This window comes from Bifidobacterium [indicum] DSM 20214 = LMG 11587 (assembly GCF_000706765.1).
Taxonomy (GTDB): domain Bacteria; phylum Actinomycetota; class Actinomycetes; order Actinomycetales; family Bifidobacteriaceae; genus Bombiscardovia; species Bombiscardovia coryneformis.
In genome coordinates this window covers 658,323-681,469 of the sequence record NZ_CP006018.1, presented here as the reverse complement: position 1 = coordinate 681,469, position 23,147 = coordinate 658,323, and the positions used below count along the sequence as shown (strand labels likewise).

Annotated in this window: 12 protein-coding genes; 5 read left to right on the top strand and 7 right to left on the bottom strand. The window is 61.9% G+C overall.

Features of this window, described 5'->3' with window-relative positions:
* Positions 1-16: 16 nt before the first annotated feature.
* Positions 17-2,791 (bottom strand): FtsK/SpoIIIE family DNA translocase, encoded by a 2,775-nt coding sequence (locus tag BINDI_RS02510; RefSeq protein ID WP_033489901.1) that lies wholly within the window; start codon positions 2,789-2,791, stop codon positions 17-19.
* A 119-nt stretch (positions 2,792-2,910) separates the two neighbouring features.
* On the opposite strand from BINDI_RS02510, the gene BINDI_RS02505 reads away from it, so the two are divergent.
* Positions 2,911-3,624, top strand: coding sequence for a Fic/DOC family protein (locus BINDI_RS02505; protein ID WP_033489899.1), 714 nt, complete (start codon positions 2,911-2,913; stop codon positions 3,622-3,624).
* Positions 3,625-3,718: 94 nt separating this feature from the next.
* Here BINDI_RS02505 and BINDI_RS02500 read toward each other — a convergent pair whose 3' ends face one another.
* The 4 genes from BINDI_RS02500 to miaB are packed head-to-tail and all read right to left on the bottom strand — an operon-like array spanning position 3,719 to position 7,820.
* The gene (locus BINDI_RS02500; protein WP_033489897.1) at positions 3,719-4,786 is read right to left on the bottom strand and encodes an alcohol dehydrogenase catalytic domain-containing protein; all 1,068 of its coding nucleotides are present in this window, start codon (positions 4,784-4,786) and stop codon (positions 3,719-3,721) included.
* Complete coding sequence (locus tag BINDI_RS02495; protein WP_081830763.1) at positions 4,783-5,322, bottom strand: MerR family transcriptional regulator; 540 nt, start codon at positions 5,320-5,322, stop codon at positions 4,783-4,785. Before BINDI_RS02495 ends, BINDI_RS02500 begins: the two co-directional genes overlap by 4 nt.
* A 46-nt stretch (positions 5,323-5,368) precedes the next feature.
* The gene (gene miaA, locus BINDI_RS02490) at positions 5,369-6,388 is read right to left on the bottom strand and encodes a tRNA (adenosine(37)-N6)-dimethylallyltransferase MiaA (RefSeq protein ID WP_033489895.1); all 1,020 of its coding nucleotides are present in this window, start codon (positions 6,386-6,388) and stop codon (positions 5,369-5,371) included.
* 4 nt (positions 6,389-6,392) lie between these two features.
* Positions 6,393-7,820 carry a tRNA (N6-isopentenyl adenosine(37)-C2)-methylthiotransferase MiaB gene (gene miaB / locus BINDI_RS02485; RefSeq protein ID WP_052108683.1) on the bottom strand — a complete coding sequence of 476 codons (1,428 nt, stop codon included), beginning with the start codon at positions 7,818-7,820 and terminating at the stop codon, positions 6,393-6,395.
* Positions 7,821-7,917: 97 nt separating this feature from the next.
* On the opposite strand from miaB, the gene BINDI_RS02480 reads away from it, so the two are divergent.
* Positions 7,918-8,706, top strand: a complete 789-nt coding sequence (locus BINDI_RS02480) for a GTP pyrophosphokinase (protein ID WP_496196047.1) — start codon at positions 7,918-7,920, stop codon at positions 8,704-8,706.
* A gap of 96 nt (positions 8,707-8,802) precedes the next feature.
* Here BINDI_RS02480 and BINDI_RS02475 read toward each other — a convergent pair whose 3' ends face one another.
* Positions 8,803-9,642: an aldo/keto reductase gene (locus tag BINDI_RS02475; protein WP_033489893.1), complete on the bottom strand. Its 840-nt coding sequence runs from the start codon at positions 9,640-9,642 to the stop codon at positions 8,803-8,805.
* A 366-nt stretch (positions 9,643-10,008) separates the two neighbouring features.
* Between BINDI_RS02475 and BINDI_RS02470 the strand changes: the two genes are divergently transcribed.
* The 3 genes from BINDI_RS02470 (at position 10,009) to BINDI_RS02460 (ending at position 20,296) form a co-directional block, all read left to right on the top strand.
* A complete protein-coding gene (locus BINDI_RS02470) occupies positions 10,009-15,321 on the top strand; it encodes an InlB B-repeat-containing protein (protein ID WP_033489892.1) in 5,313 nt (1,770 codons plus the stop codon).
* Positions 15,322-15,531: 210 nt separating this feature from the next.
* Entirely contained in the window at positions 15,532-16,506 is a 975-nt protein-coding gene (locus tag BINDI_RS02465) for a Bax inhibitor-1/YccA family protein (protein WP_232340064.1), read from the top strand.
* 277 nt (positions 16,507-16,783) lie between these two features.
* On the top strand, positions 16,784-20,296 hold the full coding sequence (locus BINDI_RS02460; RefSeq protein WP_033489890.1) for an RCC1 domain-containing protein: 3,513 nt from the start codon (positions 16,784-16,786) through the stop codon (positions 20,294-20,296).
* A 61-nt stretch (positions 20,297-20,357) separates the two neighbouring features.
* Here BINDI_RS02460 and acnA read toward each other — a convergent pair whose 3' ends face one another.
* Positions 20,358-23,072 carry an aconitate hydratase AcnA gene (acnA, locus tag BINDI_RS02455; protein WP_033489889.1) on the bottom strand — a complete coding sequence of 905 codons (2,715 nt, stop codon included), beginning with the start codon at positions 23,070-23,072 and terminating at the stop codon, positions 20,358-20,360.
* Between the last annotated feature and the right edge of the window lie 75 nt (positions 23,073-23,147).

Here is a 23,147-nt window from a genome sequence, read left to right as displayed (position 1 = left end):
CTGACCTGGTTTAAGTTCAGCCATCCGCTTGCCCGTCGTCCTCGGAATCGGCCCGGGCCGGACCGATGGCCGCCTGATCGCCTCTGATGAAGGCCAGGGCCTCCTGAAGTTGGGATGGTTGTATCAGCACCTCACGGGCCTTGGACCCCTCGGAGGGTCCGACGATTCCCCTGGACTCCAAAAGATCCATGAGTCGGCCGGCCCTGGCAAAGCCCACGCGGAGTTTGCGCTGAAGCATGGAGGTGGAGCCGAATTGGGTGGTCACCACCAACTCCGCAGCCTGGAGGAGCTCGTCCATGTCGTCGCCGATCTCCTCCTGGATCTCGCTCTTCTTCTCCGCCGTATCGGCCATCTGCTCGATGTCCTCGCGGTAGTGGGGCTTGCGCTGGGTGCGCACATAGTCGACCGCCCTGCGGATTTCGGACTCGGAGACCCAGGCACCCTGGACACGGGTCGGCTTGGCCTGACCCATGGGCAGGAAGAGGGCATCGCCCTGTCCAATCAGGGTCTCGGCCCCGGTGGCATCCAGGATGACCCGGGAATCCGTGGAGGACGAGGTGGCGAAGGCCAGACGGGATGGAATGTTGGCCTTGATAAGACCGGTCACCACGTCGACCGAAGGGCGCTGGGTGGCCAGAATCAGGTGGACACCGGCCGCACGTGCCAGCTGGGTGATGCGCTGGATGGAACTCTCCACATCATTCTTGGCGACCATCATCAGGTCGGCCATCTCGTCCACCACCACGACCAGGTATGGGTACGGCGCCACCTTCCGGTTGGATCCGGCCGGGGCATGGACCTTGCCTTCACGTACCGCCTTGTTGAAGTCCTTGACATGGCGGAAGCCGAAGAACTGGAGGTCGTCGTACCGGGCATCCATCTCCTTGACCACCCACTCCAGGGCCTGGGCAGCCTTTTTGGGGTCGGTGATGATCCGGGTCAGCAGATGGGGAATACCCGCATAGGCGCTGAGCTCCACACGTTTGGGGTCGACCATGATGAGGCGGACCTGCTCCGGGGCGGCCCTCATGATGAGTGAGACGAGCATGGAGTTGATGAAGCTGGACTTGCCTGAACCCGTGGCGCCAGCCACCAGAAGGTGGGGCATCTTGGTCAGATCAGCCGTGACATAATGCCCTTCAACGTCCTTGCCGACGGCCGTCATCATCGGATTGTCGTCACTCCTGGCCTGGTCCGAACGCAGGACATCACCCAGATGGACAATCTCACGGTCCACGTTGGGAATCTCAATGCCGATGGCCGACTTGCCGGGTATGGGAGAGAGTATCCGCACATCTGAACTGGCCACAGCGTAGGCAATGTTGCGTTGAAGATTGGTGACCTTCTCGACCTTGACACCCGGGCCCAGCTCAACCTCATATTGGGTGACGGAGGGGCCGCGCAGGAAACCCACCACCTTGGCATCGATGTCGAACTGGCGGAAAGTGGATTGCAGGGCCTTGATGACGTTGTCATTGGCCTGGGTCCTGACCGCATGGGGCTTCCCTTTGGAGAGAAGGTCGGGACTGGGCAGAACATAGGGACGGGATTCGTCGATCGGCTCGGCCGCGCTTTCCGGTTCCTCCGGGGAATCCTCCCCGTCCGCAACGGCCCGCGAATCTACCTTACCGAACTGAGCGGTATCGGCCGCGGCAGCCGCTGCAGCCCACGGATCCGAGGCCCCCACCCCGGACAGGGCAGCAGGGCTCACCTGCAGCTGCCTTGTGGAGGAATCGACACCCGAATCACCATCGTGATCCGAAGAATCCGTCTCATCGACGGTTCCTCCGTTCATTGGCATGCCACCCATCTCGGGGTAATCGGCATCAGCCGAAGCTCCATAGGGGTCACCATCGGTGCCGTCAGGTAGATTGGCCGCCTGAGTAAAGGGATCATCGGCCTCGTAGTGCTCAAGGCGGTCATCATCCCCGCCAGACTTCCTACGACGGAAGAGGCGCTGGAACCAATTCCCCCCGGCGGATGCCTTGTCGTCTTCGCCATCCTGACCACGCCCGTCATGGGTGGGGACGCCCGGGGCCATGTCCAGCGTGCCATCGTCGAATCTGACCTCGTTGGGATAGGCCTGGTCCTCCGCCTCGTCCGAAGCGGTCTCACCCTTCCCATCGGAAAAGGCACGGACCCAGTCGAAGATGTCCCTGACATGAACCTGGAAAATCAACAGTAGGGCAAAGATGGCCACGATGACGAAGAAAATGGCCGCAAAGGTCTTGGAAAGACCCCAGGCCAAGGGGGACCCCAAGGCAAAACCAAGCAGGCCGCCGGAGGCTGTGACCGCCTGGAAGTCAAAACCGCGCTGGTCCGAAACCATGATGACGTCCAGAATCGAGCAGACCGACCAGAGGAGGACGAAGAGGCCGCCGACCACATGGATGTTGCCGGATTCATGACCGGAGTACCTTACCAGCCGGTAGGCCACGATAAGAAGGACCACAGGCAGAATGACGCTGCACAGCCCCAGGGATCCGGCAGCCACCACATGCAGACCGCGCCCCAGAAATCCATCGACACGGAACCACTCGCTGGCGCAGAAGAACACCGCCAGGATGACCAGGATGAAACAGATGCCATCCTTGCGATATGCCGGATCATACTCATCACCGGTCTGGCCGCGAATCAGGGAGCCAATCCCCCTGGGCAAGGCAAGCAGGACCTTGTGCCATAAGGCTTCCTGGGGTTGATCCGACCCTGATGACCGGCCTGCGCTCTTGGTGCCTCCGGACTTCGACGACCCGGACCGGCCCTTCCTGTCTGTGTCTTGCTTTCGTGTCATAACGCCTTTCAGACTACCCAATACCCCACCCCACCGCATGACGTCCGGCCACCGTCCACAAAGAATTCAGACGGGTCACCCGGTGGCGAGGCAGGACGGGCGGTACTAGCATCGGTGGCATGACACCCGCCGAACGCGAGAGCGCAATCGCCTTCGCCCGCCGTAACCTTCTGATTGACGGACTCAGACCCAGTACGCATGCCATGGGTATGGCGGCAGCATATTCAGCGGGAAACATCGACGACGATGCCCTGATTACACAGACCGGCAGCCAAACCACGGATATTGCCACCGACACCGTCTTCATTGCAACCATCCTGGTCTGCCGCCGACCTTGGGCGCCCACCTGCGACCTGGAAGAGCTCAGGGCCATCCACACCCGCCTCTTCGGACGGCTCGGCCCCTGGGCAGGGCGTCTGCGCGCCACCGATGAGGCTTCACCACAGCCGGATGGCTACTTCCCCGCCGGTCTCCTGAACCAGGGAGCCGCAAGCATCGGTAGCGGTCTGGCCGCGGAGCGGAACCTGACCAGCCTGGACAGGCCGGATTTCGTCGACAGGCTGGCCTACTACTACGACGAGCTGGGCTTCCTTCATCCCTTTGACAGGGGCAACGCCATGACCCTGCGCATCTTCGCATCCCGCCTGGCCCATGATGCCGGATGGGATCTGGACTGGGGCTCGGTGGACCGCCATACCTATCAGGAGGCCACCCACCGGGCATACCTGGGTGACATATCAGGACTCAGGTCTCTCTTCGCCACCATCATCAGGCCGGTCAATCCAACCAGGATCTTCCTCATCGCCGGTTGGGATCAGGGACCCGCTCACTGATTCACCGGTCGGACGTACCCACGGCACACTTGCAGACAGCCACAGCAGTCGTGGAAGCAGCTAGACGGGCACACGTCGTGATTCGGTAATCGGGTCAGACCTCACTGACCTTGAGCAGGGATTTGATTGCCCTGCGCTGGTCCATGGCACGGTAGGCGTCATGAATCCGCTCCAGCTCAAAGCTTGCCGTAAAGACACGTCCCGGATTGATTTTCCCTTCAAGGACCCGGTCCAGAAGCCCGTTCACGTCATAGGTGCGCACCGTGGCAGGGCCGCCACGCACACCGATGTTGCGGTAGAAGGTCTCCTGCGCCGGGATGGTCACCCCATGGGGAACCCCTACCCTGCCCACGATGGCACCAGGACGGGCCATGGCGAAAGCGCTCTCATTGGATTCCTTGGTACCCACGCATTCCAGGACGGCATCGGCACCATACCCGTCGGTCAACTCCATGACACGATGCACACCCTCATCGCCACGCTCGGCAATGATATCGGTGGCACCGAAGACCTTGGCCAGCTCCTGCCTGTCCCGGTGGCGACTCATGGCCACAACCCTGCCAGCCCCACGCATGCCGGCGGACAGAACCGCACAGAGGCCCACGGCACCATCGCCGATGACAACGACCGTATCGCCCTGCTCCACCTCGGCACTTACCGCTGCGTGGTACCCGGTGGCCATCACGTCGGAAAGGGTCAACAGGGATGCCAGCATCTCTTCGGAGAAACCGCGCGCACGTTCCACTCCACCCGGAACCACCACCAGGGTCCCGTCAGCCTGGGGCACACGCAGATACTCGGCCTGGGCCCCCATCCCCGGCTCGCCCCCGAAGAACCCGCCGTTGGGACAAGCCGACTCGAATCCTGCCTTGCAGATCAGGCAGCGACCGCAACTGAAGGGGAAGGGAACGATGACGAAATCCCCCTTACGGACAGTGGCGACCTGGTCGCCGACCTCTTCGACGACCCCTATGGCCTCATGACCCAGGGTGCTGCCGGGGGCGATGGTGGTCAGCCCACGGTAGTACCAGAGGTCCGAACCGCAGACACAGGCCCGAACAACACGGACCACCACATCGGACGGCTCCTGAATCTCCGGCTTCGGAACATCCCTGACCACTAGACCGTCAGCGCCGGCCCCCTCGAAAATCACAGCCTTCATGATTGCCTTCCCCCTTCTGCCGGCTTATCTTCGACCGGCCGTTCCATGTTTGCCTTTTTGACCACACTGCACCGGGCCGCCTCGATGATGGAGGAGCCCTGGTCGAGAATCTGTGCCGCGCCATGCTCATCATGGTCTCGGATGTGCTGCCAGTACCGGACCTTGACCTCAACATAGCGACGTTGCGCCTGAAGGCGCTCAATCTCCGTATCCAGACGACGACCCTGTTCGGCCATCAATTCCATCTGCCGCCCGGCCCGCTCGGAACCGTGGCTCTGGTTGGCCAGATACTCCTTCATGTTCTCCAGCGACATGCCCGTGGCGCTGAGGCAGGAGACCGTCAGCAACAGGTCGATATCACCGTCGTTATAAGAGCGGTGACCACTGGAGGGATCCCTGGCGATGGGCGGAATCATGCCGATGGACTCGTAGTATCTGAGCGTGGACTCCGGTAGGCCCGTCATCAGGGAGGTCTGTCGAATCGTGTACCACCGAGGAGCGCCCAATGGTGGTTCAACTTCCGTGGTGCTTGTCATATTCGCCACCCTATGAACTTCAAGCACTTGAAGTCAACACAGGAAGTCAGATGGATTCCCCGTCCAGGGACCCCAGAGGATGCCGGGTACCGTACAGGCCTTCGTCCTGGTCCGCCTCACGGTCGGTTCCGTCGAAATCGCCATTGTCCGCCTGGTCCACCAGGTCCAATGCCCGACGGGTCAGATCGGGCGCCAGGGCATTCAACCAGTGGATCCTGGGGTCACGCCCGAACCACCCCATCTGCTTTCGGGCCAGACGCTTTGTCTTCTGGGCTATCAGGGAGAAGGCATCATCAAGATCGGTGCGTCCATCAAGATAGTCCTCCACCTGGGGGTACCCCAGGGCACGGGCTGCAGTGGTACCCAGATTGCCGCGAAGCCGACGGACCTCACCCACCAGGTCGTTGCGGCGCATGGCTTCGGTCCTGGCATCTATACGTCTGTCCAGCTCCTCCCGGTCCAGGTCCAGACCGATCTGGACAGCCGGCAGGAGGTAACGGTACCGGGGCAGGGTGGCGGAATAGGGACGACCTGTAATCTCCATGACCTCAAGGGCCCGGACCGTGCGCCGCACGTTTCGTGGGTCCATCCGAGCCGCCGCCCGGGGGTCCTTCTCCTCCAGCTCTTTGAACAGCAGACCGGCCCCCTCCTTCTCCGCCCGTTCCTCGATGCGGGACCGTACCGCCTGGTCGGTCCCGGGGAAGGACAGATCATCGATGACGGCACGGGTATAGAGACCCGAACCACCCACCAGGATGGGCCTGACACCGCGCTCCCGCAAATCGTCTATCAGGCCCCTGGCCATCTCCTGGAATCGGGCCACGCTCATGGTTTCCCGGGGTTCGATTACATCGACCAGATGGTGGGGTACGGCGGCACATTCCTCGGCCGTGGGTTTGGCCGTACCCACATCCATCCCCCGGTACATCTGGTAGGCATCGGCATTGATGATCTCGGCCTGTTCACCTCGTTGGCGCAGGGCCAGGGCAAGGGCCACACCCAGACCCGTCTTACCAGAGGCGGTAGGGCCAACGATGGAAACGATGCGAGGTACCCCGCCGCCCATTCCCTCACCTGACTTCATAGACCTGCCCGGCTTCCGGATCGGGGTCGGCAACAAGGTAGTGGGGACCGCAATCCGTAACGGTGCAGGTGACCAGGTCTCCGACCTTGGGCTCCGGGAACCCCTGAGGCCTGCCGACATGGACCAGGACACCCGTTCGCTCGCGCCCGGTCAGCCTATGGGTGGTCCGATCGTGGCGACCGTGGCCTCCTTCAATCAGGACCTCCACCTGCCTGCCGACAAAGCCACGCATCTGCTCCTGGGTGATTGCCTCCTGAAGGGATTGGAGACGTTCGAACCTGTCATGAACGACCTCCCTGGGCAACTGTTCCATCCCCGCGGCAGGGGTGCCGGGCCTGGGCGAGTACTCGAAGATGAAGGCGGATGAGAATCTAGCCTCTTCCACCACCCGCATGGTCTCCTGAAAATCCTCCTCGGTCTCACCCGGGAAGCCGACGATGATGTCGGTGCTGATCTGAGCATCGGGCATGACCTGGCGGACCTTGTCAAGGATGGACATGAAGCGCCCGGACCTGTATGAGCGGCGCATGGCCCTCAAAACCCGATCGGACCCTGACTGGAGAGGCATGTGCAGCTGATGCATGACGTTGGGTGTCTGGGCCATGGCGAGAATCACGTCATCGGTGAATGCAGCCGGATGGGGCGAGGTGAACCTGACCCGTTCAAGCCCATCGATCCGCCCACAAGCCCTGAGCAGCTTGGAGAAGGCGAACCTGTCGCCTACAGACCATCCGTAAGAGTTGACATTCTGCCCGAGGAGGGTGACCTGCCGCGCCCCCTCGTCGACACAGCGGCGGATCTCCCCCATGATGTCATCCATGGACCGGTCCCGCTCCCGGCCACGTACAGCGGGAACGATGCAGAAGGTGCAGGTGTTGTTGCAACCGACGGAAATGGAGACCCAGGCCTGCGAGCGCGATGCACGCACCGTCGGCAGCTGGCTGGGAAAGACCATGAGGTCATCCACGACCTCCACCTGGGAACGCTTCGTCTCCTCGGCCTTCGCAAGCAATCCAGGTAAAGCGCCGATGTTCTTGGTTCCGAATACCGCATCAACCCAGGGGGCCGTTTCTGCGATCCGGTCCCTGTCCTTCTGGGCCATGCACCCGCCCACGGCGATCCGGGTATCGGGCTTGTGTTGTTTGAAGCGACGCCAACGCCCTATGGTCCCGTACATCCGCTGTGTGGCGTTGTCGCGCACTGCACAGGTGTTGAGCACCATCACGTCCACCTCACGGCGTTCCACCTGCTCAAGGCTGGCCGGCCTGTATCCCTGGGCCTCCAGGACCCCGGCGATGCGTTCGGAATCGTGCTCGTTCATCTGGCATCCCAAGGTATGCACGTAGTAGACGCCACGATCGGCCACTCCCCCGTCCATGACCTTTGACGGTTCCACGCTCTGTCCTGTCCTCATAAGCCCTGATTGTATCCACAGACGATGTCCAGGAAACCATCACGGCATGTGCGTACCATTGGGGTGTTCCTATTCAAGGACTGCTTGGGAGGTTTGCGTGATACTCGACCGGAACAGCACCATGAGCGCAGCCGAAATGAGGCAACGCCTTTCGGACCTTGACGAAAAGGAACGCCCCGGACTGAGCAAGGACGACATCGTTGAATTCGTCAACCTCATGCAGACCTATGAAGGTGCCATGTATGAGATTTCGACCAAACTGGATGTACTCGACACCGAATTCCAGGTCAGGTTCAGCCACAACCCCATCCATCACATGGAACGCAGGCTGAAGAGCGTGGATTCCCTGATAGGCAAGCTCCACCGCAAGGACCTGCCGGTCTCGATCGAGTCCGTTCGCGACCATATCTTCGATGTGGCCGGGGTCAGGGTCATCTGCAACTACCGCGACGACGTCTATTCGGTCTCCCGCTACCTTTCGGACCAGTCCGACATCCAGGTGCTCCGGGTCAAGGACTACATCCGCAACCCCAAACAGAACGGATACAGGTCCCTCCATGTCATTTACGCGGTGCCGGTCTTTTTGACATCCGGTCCCCACTACACCCCGGTCGAGGTGCAGTTCAGAACGATCGCCATGGATTACTGGGCCTCTCTTGAGCACCAGCTCCGGTACAAGTCGGATCTGCCGGACAACCGCCTGGCTGAGCACTCCCAGACACTGCTGGATTGCTCTCGGTCCCTGCAGAACATAGAGGTACAGATGCAGTCCATCCACCGCGACATCTCGGGATCACCGCAGGAACAGGAGTCGGACGATGCCACCATCCGTGCGGCCAAGTCCAATCTTGCCAACGGATTCGATACAGGTTTCGACGGGAACTGAACCAGCCCATCCTTGGCAGGCCCCGTCCGCATGTGTCCGGAAGCACCGAATCCGGGACCGGGCGGAGAGCGTGTCTCCGAGCCCGGTCCTCCTGAATCAGAAGTCGAAGTTATCCGGGTCCGCACCGGCACGGATGCCGGAGTCCATGGCTGAGATGGCCTTCATGTCGTCCTCATCCAGGGTGAAATCGAATACCTGGGCATTCTGCTCGATCCGCTCCTGATGGGTGGATTTGGGAATGACGACCAGCCCACGCTGTATATGCCACCTGAGGACAACCTGTGCCGGAGACCTGCCGACCTTCCTGCTGATGGACTCGAGCCTTGGATCAGAGAGCACGGAGCCGCCGGTGCCGCCGAGGGGACTGTATGCTTCCACATCGATCCTGAGTTCACCGTGGCAATAGTCAATCAGTTCCTGGTTCACGAACTGGGGCGAGGACTCAATCTGATTCACGGCAGGCTTGGTGGAGCTGATGGAATGAAGCTCCTCCAGATGGTGCTGCTGGAAGTTGCAGACCCCGATTGCCCGGACACGCCGCTGCCTGTACAGCTCTTCCATGTCCTGCCAGGCCTGCTGCCACCCCTGGGCCGGCCAGTGAATCAGATACAGGTCAACGTAGTCGGTGCCCAGCCTGTCCAGACTCTCCTCGAAAGCCTCTTTGGCCCGACCGGACCGGATGTCATCGTTCCAGAGCTTGGTGGTCAGGAAGACATCGCGGCGTTTCAGCCCGGAATCGCGTAAGCCCTGACCAACGGACTCCTCATTGCCGTAAATCATGGCTGTGTCGATGTGGCGGTAGCCTGCCTGCAGTGCCCAGGTGACCGCCTGACTGGTCGCCTTTCCGTCCGGGGTCTGGAAGACACCCAGTCCCAGCTGTGGAATCTGAACCCCGTTATTCATGGTCAATGTAGTGTCGGTGACGTTTTCAGTCATATGGTCTGCTCCTTGATCGGTTGCCCGTTATGGCCTTATCCTCATCGTAGGCCTGGCGGAGAGCCCCAGGAAAACGAATCTCCGAAAGTTGGTCTTCCCTTAGTCACCGATGTTTGCGCCCGACACCCCGATGCTCAGAGCCTTCCACACTAGGTATGCCCTCATTTTATGCTGCCTCTGGCAAGGGTACGAACACGCAGGCTGTCGCACCCTCGGGAAGCATGGTAAACTTTTCTCGGTTTGATTGTTGGGATCATCCTTACTCTTGTCCGATTCCGTCATGGGGGTGGCGGGATTCCGTTTTAGTTGGGTTTGCTGTTGTTCGGACGACAGTAGGGGTGGATTGTTGGGGAGGTAGCTACGCGTATGCGCAGTTCCATCGTGTCCGGGCGTCGTTTCTTGCGTCCCGTTCTGGGTATCATGGCCGCCCTGTCCCTTGCGGGGCTGGGATTGGCAGCGGGAGTCCAGGCATCGGGGGCCGAACAGGACCAGGTGGATTCCGTCAGCGTCTCTCCTGCCCCCTCGGCCTCTCCCTCTGTTATGCCCTCCCCCTCGGCTTCACCATCACCTTCGGTTTCGGCTTCGCCGTCTTCGGCAACTGCACCAAAGCAGCAAACCGCCCCCTCCCCGCTGTCGACGCCCAGTCCGCTGGCTGACGCGGGGCGCCCTGCAAGCAGGGCTCGGGGCAACCATACCGTGACCTTCTCTTCCGTGGCAGGCACTCAGGGGATGCCGTCCGGGCAGACCGTGGCCGACGGAAAACCAGCCGCCATTCCACATGACAATCCCACCCGTGCGGGCTGGACCTTCAATGGTTGGTTCCAGGGTGATGTGGCCTACGACTTCTCCAAACCCGTGACCGGGAACGTGACCCTGACCGCCAAGTGGGGCGGCTCGTTCTCCACCAGCCCAAACGAAGGCCCCCATCTGGGCGGCACCGACGTGACGGTGGCGACGCCAACCGACCAGGTCCGCCTTGCCCAAGTGTCCACAGGTAATGGCTTCTCACTGGCGGTGGGCAGCGACGGCAACGCCTACGCCTGGGGTGCCAACAAATACGGCCAGTTGGGTGACGGCACCACAACCCAGCGCAACATTACACAGATGGTCGCTCTGCCCGAAGGTGTCAGGATCGCCCAGGTGTCCGCCGGGGACGACTACGCCATGGCTCTGGACCGGGATGGCAAGATCTGGACCTGGGGACACAACAATTGGTACGGTAACCTGGGGCAAGGCTCAAACACCGAGGAGACCATATCGACACCCGTCTTGGTCGCCGCACCCGAGGACGTGACCTTCACAGCGATTACCGCTGGCTCCGTCCATTCCCTGGCCCTGGATCAGAATGGACGGGCTTGGTCCTGGGGTCATTCTGCTTACATTGCTCGCAACACCAGAAACTGCCCTCAATACACACCCGGACTGGTGGAATACAACATGCCCGAAGGGCTCACTGCAATCAGCGCCGGGAAAGACCACTCCATAGCCCTGACAGAGGATGGCATCGCTTGGACCTGGGGGACTTTCAGCAACGCTCTCGGTACTGACAGAACCCCCAACTTTCCACCAGGCATGTCCTTCAGTTTGGATCCCGCCCCGGTCTCTACTGACCTGCGATTCACTGTCATCAGCGCAGGCGATCGTTATTCGACAGCCATAGCCGAAGACGGAACCATTTGGACTTGGGGCGACACAGAAAATGGAAGACTGGGCCATACCATTGATAAGGACAACCCCGCCGAAAGACCAGGCCGCGTGCCCGGCCTGACAGGGGCAACCGGTGTCAGCGCCGGAGCCGGCCGTACCGTGGCCGTTACGGACACCGGTATCTGGGCCTGGGGAAGCAACGACCGGGGCCAACTCGGCGACGGAACCACCCAGGATTCAGTCACACCCGTCCGAGTCTCCGCCCCCGACAAGGTACCCGCAAGATTCGGGTACATCTCTATATCGAGCGGCTCAGCAGGCACCCATACCCTGCTCGTCGGCTCCGACGGTAATACATACGCCCATGGAGATAACGCATACGGTCAGTTGGGATTCAACACCGCGAACAAGACATCCAACCCCCTCCCGGTGATGGTCTGGCAGGTCGCCAACACCCAGCTCACCGACCTCCCCTTCGATGAATCACGCAACTCCGCCGGCCCCTATCGCAAGGCCGACGGTTGGCATGTCACCACCCCCAGGCACGGCCTGGGCACCGCCACCCTCACCATCCAATCCACGATTGACCGTGTCGCCCAACCTGACGACACCAGCCAACGTTTCACCTACACCGGCCGCACCGCCACCGTCACTTTCAAGACCGAGCACGGATCCTCCACGCCCGCACAACACGTCGTCGTCGGCGACACCGTACGCCTCCCCGACGACCCGACCTCGGACGGATGGACATTCAACGGCTGGTTCCAGGGCGACCTGGCCTACGACTTCTCCAAACCCGTGACCGGGGACGTAACCCTGACGGCCCGCTGGGGGCAGAGGGTCACCACCCCCAACAAGGGCCCCTGGCGTGGCGGCACCGACGTGCACCTGGCTTCACCCACAGCACCGGTCAGGTTCGCCCAGGTGTCCACAGGGCTACACCACTCTCTGGCCCTGGGCAGTGACGGCAATGCGTATGGGTGGGGGGGCAACTACGACGGACAGGTCGGCGATGGCACCACCACCAATCGTTCGACCCCAGTGATGGTCGCCATGCCCGAAGGCGTGAAGTTCACCCAAGTGCAGGCAGGCTACTGGCACTCCGTGGCACTGGACCGCGACGGCAAGGTCTGGACCTGGGGCTATAACGGACAGCACCAACAAGGCCGCCCAGCGGACGATGACCACCCCTACAAACGACCCGGCCTGATCGATGTGCCCGCGGATGTGAGGTTCATCGCCATCTGCGTTGGCATGAGCCATACGCTGGCCCTCGACCAGGATGGCAACATCTGGTCTTGGGGACTCAACGGTAACCGTCAGCTGGGACGCCACCTCGGCTCGGACGGCCGAGGTTGGGGTGACACTGCCGGGAAGGTGCTCGTACCCGAGGCGGCTTTCACCACACTTGGCGGAGCCGAATCCCATTCCATGGCCCTGACCAGCGATGGGACGGCCTGGACTTGGGGCGCCGATGACATCATGAGCGACCACCCTGCGGACCCCGATGCTGTGCTCGGCCACGTCGGCAACGGGCCGGCGCCCGTCGACACCCGACTGCGCTTCACAACTCTCTGCGGTGGCACTTTCCACACCATGGGAATCGGCCGGGACGGTAACGTTTACACCTGGGGGGATGAACCAAGAGCCACGTTGGGCCGCACCTCAGACGCAAACAACCCCGCCAACCGACCCGGCCGGGTACCCGGTCTGTCCGGAGCAACTGAGATAGGTGGCTCGTGGAACAAGTACATGGTCATCACAAGCACCGGTGTATGGGCTTGGGGCGATAACTCGTACGGAGAGCTGGGCTCCGACACCAACACGGGCCGCAACGACCCGCCTGTATCCAACCCCATCCGTGTCCCAATCCCCAAAGGAACGCCGAACGGATTCAAGTACGCCCGTCTCTTCACCGCGAACAGCGGCAGCTACCACACACTAATCATCGGTTCGGACGGCAACACGTACGCGTTCGGGAACAATGACCGGGGTCAGCTTGGCATCAACACCGACGGTGATGATAGCTACGACGAACGACGCCATATCGATCCGGTCATGGTGTGGCGCCCGGTGGACGGTCGAATCACAAGTGTCCTGTTCGGCCCCAAGACGAATCTCGGGGATATGCGGCGCAGGCCCGACGGCTGGCATGCCTATTCGCCACGGCACCGGCCCGAGACCGTCTCGCTGACCATCCGGACCCTGCCCGGCGTCCAGGGGGACGACGACTACGAAGAATCCCAGCACGTCGAGGACACGAGCCAGCAGTTCACCTACACCGGCGACATGGCCACCCTCACCTTCACCACCCCACACGGACACGCTCCCGACCCGCAGCAAGTTCCGGTAGGCGAGCCCACTCAACGCCCGGATGACCCATCCGAGGACGGGTGGACGTTCGACGGATGGTTCGACGGTGACCTGGCCTACGACTTCACCCGACCTCTGGAGCATGACCTGACCCTGACCGGTCGGTGGCACCGAACCGGTCGGTGGGTCCTGAGCCCGGACCACGGCAGCGAGTACGGCGACGAGACCCTGACCCTGACCGCGCCCGCCGCGCCCGGTATCCGCCTGGCCTCAGTGGACACGAGCGGATCGTCCGCTTTGGGCATCGGCTCGGATGGCAACCTGTACGCCTGGGGTGACAACACTTACGGGCAACTCGGGGACGGTACCCTCACCCGGCGCACCTCCCCCGTCCTGATTCCCCGACCTGACGGCACCGGCGACGAGTTCACCTGGGTGAAGGCCGCATCCGGGCGCACCCACAGCACCGCAGTCGGCTCCGACGGCAACCTCTACATCTGGGGGTCGCTACCCAGCGGACTTGGAGATAGGGACTACAGCACCAGCAGCGCCAGGCCCGTCAAGGTCCGCACCCCTGCCGATGCCGAAGACCCCGAATTCACCTGGGTCTCCACCGCCGCCGGAGACGGTTTCGTCATCGGGCTCGGATCCGATGGCACCATGTACACTTGGGGAACCATGCCAGAAGGGCTCGGCGACCCATACGGGAGCACCAAAAGCGACATCCCTCTGCTCGTGCACGTCCCCAAGGGGGCACCCCCGGCGTTCCGTTACGAACAAATCGCTGCGGGCGATCGGCATGCCCTGGCAATCGGATCGGATGGGAACCTGTACACCTGGGGGTCCAATACACACGGCCAGCTCGGCCACGCCGACACCGATGCCAACGTTGACGAAGACGATGAAGACGAGGACACCGGCACCCCCATCGCCGCCGCTGCACCCGATCCGCAACAGCCTACAGGCTATGTCCAGGCCAGCGCGGGAGGCGATCACACCCTGGCCATCGACCAGCAGGGACGCCTCTGGGCCTGGGGAACCCTCGCCGACGGCACCGACACCGCAACCCCCGTACGTATCCAGCCCGCAGGCACGGCCGACACATACCGGTTCACGCACACCTCCACCGGGCGCGCCCACTACACCGCCACCGGACAGGACCACCGCACCTGGACCTGGGGCGACAACACCAACGGACAAGCAGGCCATGACACCTCCACCCCGTTGCAGCCTACGGTCGTCCCCGGCCTTCGTACCACCGTCACCATTGCAGGCGATGACACCACCATCGCCATCGATACCAACGGCGACACCCAGGCATGGGGAGACAACACCAACGGACAAGCAGGCCACGGCGACACCGATCCCACGCCAACGCCACACAAGGCCACCGTCCCCCCGCAGCCCACACCCACCAGCCTGACCATCGACAACGCCACACTCCCCCTGCGACGGACAGGACCGAACACCTGGCAGGTCACCACCACCGTTCACGACCCGGGACCTGTACCCGTGCGCGTCCGGTGGACCCTCGCAGGGCAGGACCAGCCCGACGACACCACCAACACCTACACCTACCGGCACACCGGCATCCTGCCGAACGCGGGAGGCACCGGCATCATCCTTCTGATCATCGCCGGCATGCTCACCCTTGCCATCACCAATGCCAACCGGCATCGGCACACCCCACCAACCACTACCAATACTTCACCTGAGTAAGAGGCCATTTCGGGCATCCCAAAGCCCATGGCCATCGGAGGCGGCTCACTCAATTCCCCAGGGGGCCGCCTCCACTTTTCTCCCATAGGGGTAACCAGCCAATACGTCACGCATAGTACGGAGACTGGTATCGCATACACCCAGTTTCCAAACGTGTAGAATTGACCGAACGGTGCCTAAACCAGTCTCAGGCACTTCAAGGAGAACCTTATGGCACTCAACGGTCAGCCCCAAGAAAGCAATGACTTCAATCAGCAGGGCATCCAGTACAGGCAGCAGAACCCCCAGATGCAGGCCTCGCCTCAGGCGCAATACACGCCACAGGCCCCCTACCCAGGACAGACCCAGTACGCCCCGCAAGGTCAATATGCCCCACAGGGTCAGTACGCCCCGCAAGGACAGTATGCTCCGCAGGCCCAGTACGGCCAGACGATCTATGCTCAGCCACCGGCCATGCCGATGCCCCAGCCTCAATCCACACCGCCGATGAACAGCCGCGCTGCCGCTTCCCTGCGAAGAGCCGAGAATATCTCCATGTCCCGCGCGTACGGGGAAATGGCCGTCGGTCTGCTTGTCACGGCTGCTGTTGCCTACCTTACGGCCGTTTCCGGTCTCCTGTACGCCTTCATCATGGCCACGGGAATGTGGGGTTGGATTGGCCTGTCCGTTGCCCAGGTACTCTTCGCCGTCTTCCTGGGCACCAGGATCATGACGATGAAGACAACGACCGCCAGGGTCATGTTCTACCTCTATGCAGCCTTGATGGGCTTCACGCTGAGTTCCATATTCGTGGCATACTCCCTCCCGAGCATCCTGCTGACCTTGGTGATTTGCGCCGGGTTCTTCTTCGTTCTGAGCATGCTGGGACTCACCACGCGCAAGAACCTGATGGGCATGGGCAGCATCCTCCTGGTCGCCCTGATCTTCCTGATCGTGGTCCAGGTCGCGCTGATGTTCCTGACTCCCTCGAACACAGCCCTCAGGATTGTGGCAGGCATCGGCATCGTCCTCTTTGCGGGACTGACCATCTATGATGCCCAACAGACGAAGCGCATCTTCGCCGCTTACCAGAATCAGGGAACCGAGGTCATCAAGAAGGTCTCCATCCTTTGCGCACTGAACCTCTATCTTGATTTCGTCAATCTCTTCCTGTACATCCTGGACATGGTCGGAAACAGTGACTGATTGGTAGACCACCGGCTCAAGGCCGGAGCGGCTGGAACACCAGCTGCTCCGGCCTTTTTGATATATGAAACCCGCCTCCTTGCCGTTCCAATCGGAAAAAGAGACCGAGGTAACAAACCCTGTGTCGTGTCGTTTCTTCGAAATCAACGGATTCCAGGGTTGCATTCCCTACAGTGGATGATTCAGAGCTTATCGAACTTGCAGTAACGGATAAAGCGCCATGCTCGATTGCGCGCCCTTATTCTCTTGAGAAGAGGAGCACGACAAGGAGGCCCTCGTGTCCATAGGCAGACGTGCTTCTTCTACCCTGACCACACTTCTGGCTGCTCTGGTCCCGATTTTCCTTATCGTGCCCTTGATTACGACCACGGAAGTCGCGACGGCCAGCGAGGCCGGCTACCAGGTTGAGTTCGATGCCACACAGGGGCAACCGGCCCCCTCCCCCCAGACCGTGCCGGCCAGCGGACTGGTCACCAGGCCCACCAATCCGCAACGCGAAGGGTATCATTTCGACGGCTGGTTCGCGGGTGGTGTTGCATATGACTTCAGCAAGCCGGTAACCTCCCCATTGACTCTGAAAGCAGGCTGGACCCCTGAAAAGAACTGGTCCATGAATCCCGACAGCGGCGACCCGGCAGGTGGCACCCGGATCGTGCTGACGCCACTGGCACCGGACGGAACCAGATTCAGCAAAATAAGCGCAGGATCCTGGCGGACATTCGGCCTCGGCAGCGACGGCGACATCTACGCCTGGGGCGACAACCGCGACAACACACTTGGCGGAGACTTCGACAACCCCACCACCTCCCCCGTCCGGCTGAAAGGAATACCCGCGGGAACAGCAACCGACATAGCCACCGGTGACTACACCACAATTGCCCTGACCGCAGAAGGGAAGGCCTGGGCCTGGGGACATAACGACCGGGGCCAGTTGGGCGACCCCACCAAACCCTATGGATGGGGCAAGCCAGTCCCCGTTCAGCTCCCCTCGGACCTGACCCTGGCGCAGGTAAGCGCCGGAGCCAGCCATATGATCGCCCTTGGTCGAGACGGCAAGGTCTATACCTGGGGCGACAACCAGTATGGGCAGCTGGGCAGGACGGATCTTCCCACCGGTCGCGGGGAGGCGAGCGCCTTAAGCAGGACGCCTGTGGAGGTGCAGGGATTACCGTCGGGCACGGTACCTGTTTCCATCAGTGCAAGAGGCAACTTCAACATCCTCCTGGATTCCAGCGGGAGGGTGTTTACATGGGGCAGCAATGCCCACGACCAACTGGGCAATCCCTCAGTGCCCTCAGGATCGGACCGGGATGATTCCTGGTCCGCCGCACCTACCGAGGTGAAGGGATTCCCCGAAGGCACCAAAATCGTATCCGTCAGCGCAGGTTCCGAACACGCCCTGGCCTTGGACGACCAAGGCACGGTCTGGGCCTGGGGGGTCAATACGTCGGGGGAACTGGGTAACGGTCAGTCCTCCTCATCCAACTCCTCCCCCACCCGCGTGTCCATGCCCAGCGGGATGAAATGCGTTGCAATCAGCGCAGGTTACGGGCACTCCACCGCAATCGGAGGTGACGGCAAGGTCTGGGCCTGGGGTTACGGCGGTGGCGGGGAGATGGGCAACGGCACCACCACGACCACCAATAGGGTCCCGGTCCAGGTCCAGGGCCTACCCAGCCAGGTGCAGGCAAATTCCATCAGCGCCGGACGGGCGCATACCCTGGCTTTGACCACCAACGGCAGGGTCTATGGGTGGGGCGCCAATGGTTTTGGACAACTGGGCGGAGGCAACGGGGATCAGGCAGTTACCGTGGCCACCGAAACCCCCTTCCCCCTCCCTCAGGTCATCGATTCGGTCACCTTCGACGGGCAGGCGGGAACGGACCTGTCCAGGCTGTCTGACGGCTCCTGGACAGTCACCACACCCCCTCATCCTTCGGGAAGGGCCGTCGCCCTCCTCCACCTGACCCGATACGGGGCATCAACCACCACCGCCCTGCCTTACCTCTACACGGGAGAGACCGCCAAATACCAGGTCACCTTCGATACCGGTCAGGACGGCCCTACAGTCCCGGAACAAACCTTGGAGCCGGGGCAAAGGGTCGCACGACCGAATGACCCGGTCCGTTCCGGATACCGCTTCGACGGATGGTTCATCGGAAAAGTGGCCTATGACTTCAACCGCTCCGTCATCGGAGACACGACGTTGACCGCCCGATGGACCGGTCAGGACGGTTGGAAGATGCAGCCAGCCAAGGGTCCGGACACCGGCGGCACCCGGGTTACTCTGACACCCCCGGCACAACGGGGGGTCAGATTCAGCCAGGTCAGCGCCGGCGGTAGCCATTCCCTGGCCATAGGGTCGGACGGGAAGATCTACGCCTGGGGCTACAACGCCGAAAGCCAGTTGGGACGGACCCAGGCCGAGGGCGATTCCCCGGTACCGGTGGAGGTCAGGGGGTTTCCAAGCGGAGTGACCCCCGTCAAGGTCTGCGCCGGCAGCAACCACTCCCTTGCACTCGGATCGGACGGGAAGATCTATGCCTGGGGCTCCAACGAATTCGGCCAACTGGGACGTAGTGACATCCCAACCGGGAGCTCCGTATCCGTCGCAATGAGCCCCACACCCAAGCCGATACAAGGGCTGGCCTCAGATGTAACGGTGGTTGATATCTGCGCCGGTTACTTCCACAACCTGCTCCTGGACAGCAAGGGAAGAGTCTGGGCCTGGGGGAAGAACGGGCAGGGCCAGCTGGGCAACACCTCGGTCCCCACAGGCGATGGCAATGCGGCCGCCCTGAGCACCACCCCCGTACGCGTTCAAGGACTGTCGGAAGACGTCGGCGTGGTTTCCATCAGCGCAGGCAACAACCACAACGCCGTCCTGGACAGGTCAGGCAAGGCCTATCTCTGGGGCATGAACGGGTCCGGGGAGTTGGGCAATGGAGGCACCACCTCCAGTCCGACAGCTGCGCCGCTCATTGGACTACCGGCAGGTACCGTCCTGACCAAGATCCTGGCCACGTACGGCCATACAACCGCCATGGATTCCAACGGCAGGGCCTGGACCTGGGGATTCGGCGGATCGGGTGAGATGGGCAACGGTTCCGAAAACCGAACCAACCCACAGCCCCTTCAGGTTCCTCTCCCTTCGGGTGTTGTCCTGACCGACATCGAGACCGGCTACGGGTTCAACATGGCCCCGGCAACCGACGGAAAGACCTACTGCTGGGGGTGGAACGGCAGCGGGGCCCTGGGAGTTCCGTCCATTCCGAACGACTGGAACGATCAGACCTCCAAGGCCCTGACCCCGACCACGGTTCAGGGCCTGCCCGAAAACGTATCCTTGACCCAGGTGAGTTCAGGATTCCTCTTTTCCATCGCCATCGGCAGTGATGGGCAGACCTATTCATGGGGCCGCAACACTGAGAACCAGCTGGGACTGGGCGCCATCAACCAGACATTGGTCCTCACGCCGACGACGATGCCCTTCCCCGGAAGGGTGGATCTCACCTCCGTGGCCTTCGACGGCCGGAACGGCATCGATCTGAAGGCGGAGAACGACGAAACCTGGACGGTGACCACACCGGCCCATCCGGTTGGAGTCGTCGACACCACAATCGTATGGAAAATCAACGGAATCAAGCAGGACGACGCCATCCTCCCCTATGAGTATCTCAGTATGCTTCCCCATGCCGGCGGGCCGGGAATCATCATGTTCCTGGTGGTCGGCGGTCTGGTCATGGCCTTGGTATCGGCAAGCTCATGGCTGAAACGCCTGAAACGATAGACAACTCAGGGGCCATGGCCCCCGAACCCAGACGGCAGACCTCGTTCCCACCGGCAGCGGCCTAACGCCCATCCATCAGATTGCGCAGCACATACTGGAGGATGCCGCCGTTACGGTAGTAGTCGGCCTCGCCGGGGGTATCTATGCGAACCTTGGCCTTAAAACTGACGGTGCAACCGTCATCACGGCGCGCGGTGACCCTTATCGTATCGGGTATCTCCCTGTTGATGGCCTCAATTCCTTCAAACCCGTAGGTCTCCGTCCCGTCCAGGCCAAGGCTCTCGACCGATTCCCCCTGGGGGAGCTGCAGGGGAAGAACGCCCATACCGATGAGATTGCTGCGGTGAATACGCTCGAAGGATTGGGCAATGACCACCCTGACCCCCAACATCAGGGTCCCCTTGGCGGCCCAATCACGCGAAGAACCGGTTCCGTATTCCTTCCCGGCAAGAATGACCAGAGGGACACCCTGCCCGGCGTAGTCCCGGGAGGCTTCGAAGATCGTGGTCGGTTTGCCGGACAGGAAATCATAGGTGAACCCACCCGGACGGACCTCCAGCCCGACCGAGGCCAGGAGCTGGTTGCGCAGACGGATATTGCCGAAGGTGCCGCGAACCATGACCTCATGGTTGCCGCGCCGGGACCCATAGGAGTTGAAGTCCTTGGGGGCTATGCCGTGCTCCTCCAGGTAGAGCCCTGCCGGGCCATCCGTCTTGATGGCACCCGCTGGCGAGATGTGATCGGTGGTGACCGAGTCTCCCAGGAGTGCCAGGACCCTGGCTCCCTCGATGTCGTCGAGGGGAGCCGGGGTTGCCGTCAAACCATCGAAGAAGGTCTGCCTGCGCACATAGGTGGAATCCGGGTCCCAGGTGAAGAGTTGCCCGGAGGGGACGTCCAGACCCAGCCAGCGCTCGTCACCCTTGAACACCTGGGCATAATCCTTCACATACATGTCTCGGTCCAAGGTACGGTCGATGACCGTTTGAATCTCCTCATTGGAAGGCCAGATGTCGCGCAGGTAGACCGGGCTGCCGTCAGGGGCCTCCCCCAGCGGATGATTGACCAGGTCCACGTCCATGGAGCCAGCCAGGGCGTATGCCACAACCAGGGGCGGAGAGGCCAGGTAGTTCATCTTCACGTCGGGACTTATCCGGCCTTCGAAGTTCCTGTTCCCCGAGAGGACAGCGGTCATGGTCAGCTCGTGCTCGTTGATGGCCTTGGATATGGCGGGATCCAGCGGACCGGAATTGCCTATGCAGGTGGCGCAGCCGTACCCTACAAGTTCAAATCCCAAGGCATCGAGATCCTCGGTCAGCCCGGCCTTTTCCAGATAGTCCGTGACCACCTGGGACCCCGGTGCCAGGGAGGTTTTGACCCAGGGTTTGGGACTGAGTCCCAAGGCACGTGCCTTACGGGCCAGGAGGCCCGCCGCCACCATGACCGAAGGGTTCGAGGTGTTGGTGCAGGAGGTGATGGAGGCGATGACCACGGCCCCGTTGGTCAGGTTGAAGTCCCCGTTTGTCTCCGTGTGGATCGGGACCGGTTCCCGGTCGACATCAGGGGCCTCATAGTCGGGAAGGGCCGCCCTGTAGGCACTCCTGCACTGGTCCAGGGCGATTCTGTCCTGGGGACGTTTGGGACCTGCAATCGAAGGCCGGACGGTGGAGAGGTCCAGTTCCAGGGTCTCGGAGTACCCAGGCTCCGTGTAATTCGGGTCGTCCGGGTCGTGCCAGAGCCTGTTGGCCTTGGCGTAGGCCTCGACTAGGGCCACCTGGTCCTCACTACGTCCGGTCAGCCGCAGGTAGTCCAAGGTCACCTCGTCAATCGGGAATATGCCGCAGGTGGAGCCGAACTCCGGGCTCATATTGCCCAGGGTGGCCCGATTGGCCAGGGGGACCTGGCTCAGCCCCCGCCCATAGAACTCCACGAACTTGCCGACCACTCCATGTTCCCGGAGCATCTGAGTTACGGTCAGGACCACATCGGTGGCCGTCACCCCTTCGGGAATGGAACCGGTCAGCCTGAAACCGACCACCCGGGGAACCAGCATGGAAATAGGCTGGCCCAGCATGGCAGCCTCGGCCTCGATGCCGCCCACACCCCAGCCCAGGACGCCCAGGCCATTCACCATGGTGGTGTGCGAGTCCGTGCCCACGCAGGAGTCCAGGTAGGCCAGAGGCCGTTCACCCTCCCGCCCAGGGTCCTTCTGCATGACCACCTGGGCCAGGTATTCGATGTTGACCTGGTGAATGATACCGGTTCCCGGAGGTACCACCAGGAAATTCCTGAAGGCCTGCTGCCCCCAGCGCAGGAACTGGTAACGCTCCCTGTTGCGCAGGTACTCCACGTCCATATTGTGCTCGATGGCACCGGGCACCCCGGCCAGGTCAATCTGGACCGAGTGATCGATGACCATCTGGGCCGGCACCTGGGGGTTGATGACCTCCGGGTCACCACCCAGGTCCCTGACGGCATCACGCATGGTGGCCAGGTCGACGATGCAGGGAACTCCGGTGAAGTCCTGCATAACCACCCGACTCGGAGTGAACTGGATTTCATGGTTTGGTTCTGCAGCAGGGTCCCAGCCCAGAAGGGCATCCACCTGCTCGTCGGTGATGTTGACTCCGTCACGGTTCCGGACCAGGTTCTCCACAAGGACACGCAGACTGTACGGCAGCCGGTCCAGACCGGGAAGGTCGGCAATACGGTAGTAGTCGAACTCCCGGCCTCCCACACGAAGCTCGGACAGCACCTGTCCTGTCGGCCTATCGCTCATGGGCATATCCTCTCGCGCAGCCCGGGAAACCCTGTCGGCACGGTCCGGACAAGACGCAGGAACCGGCTCATACGG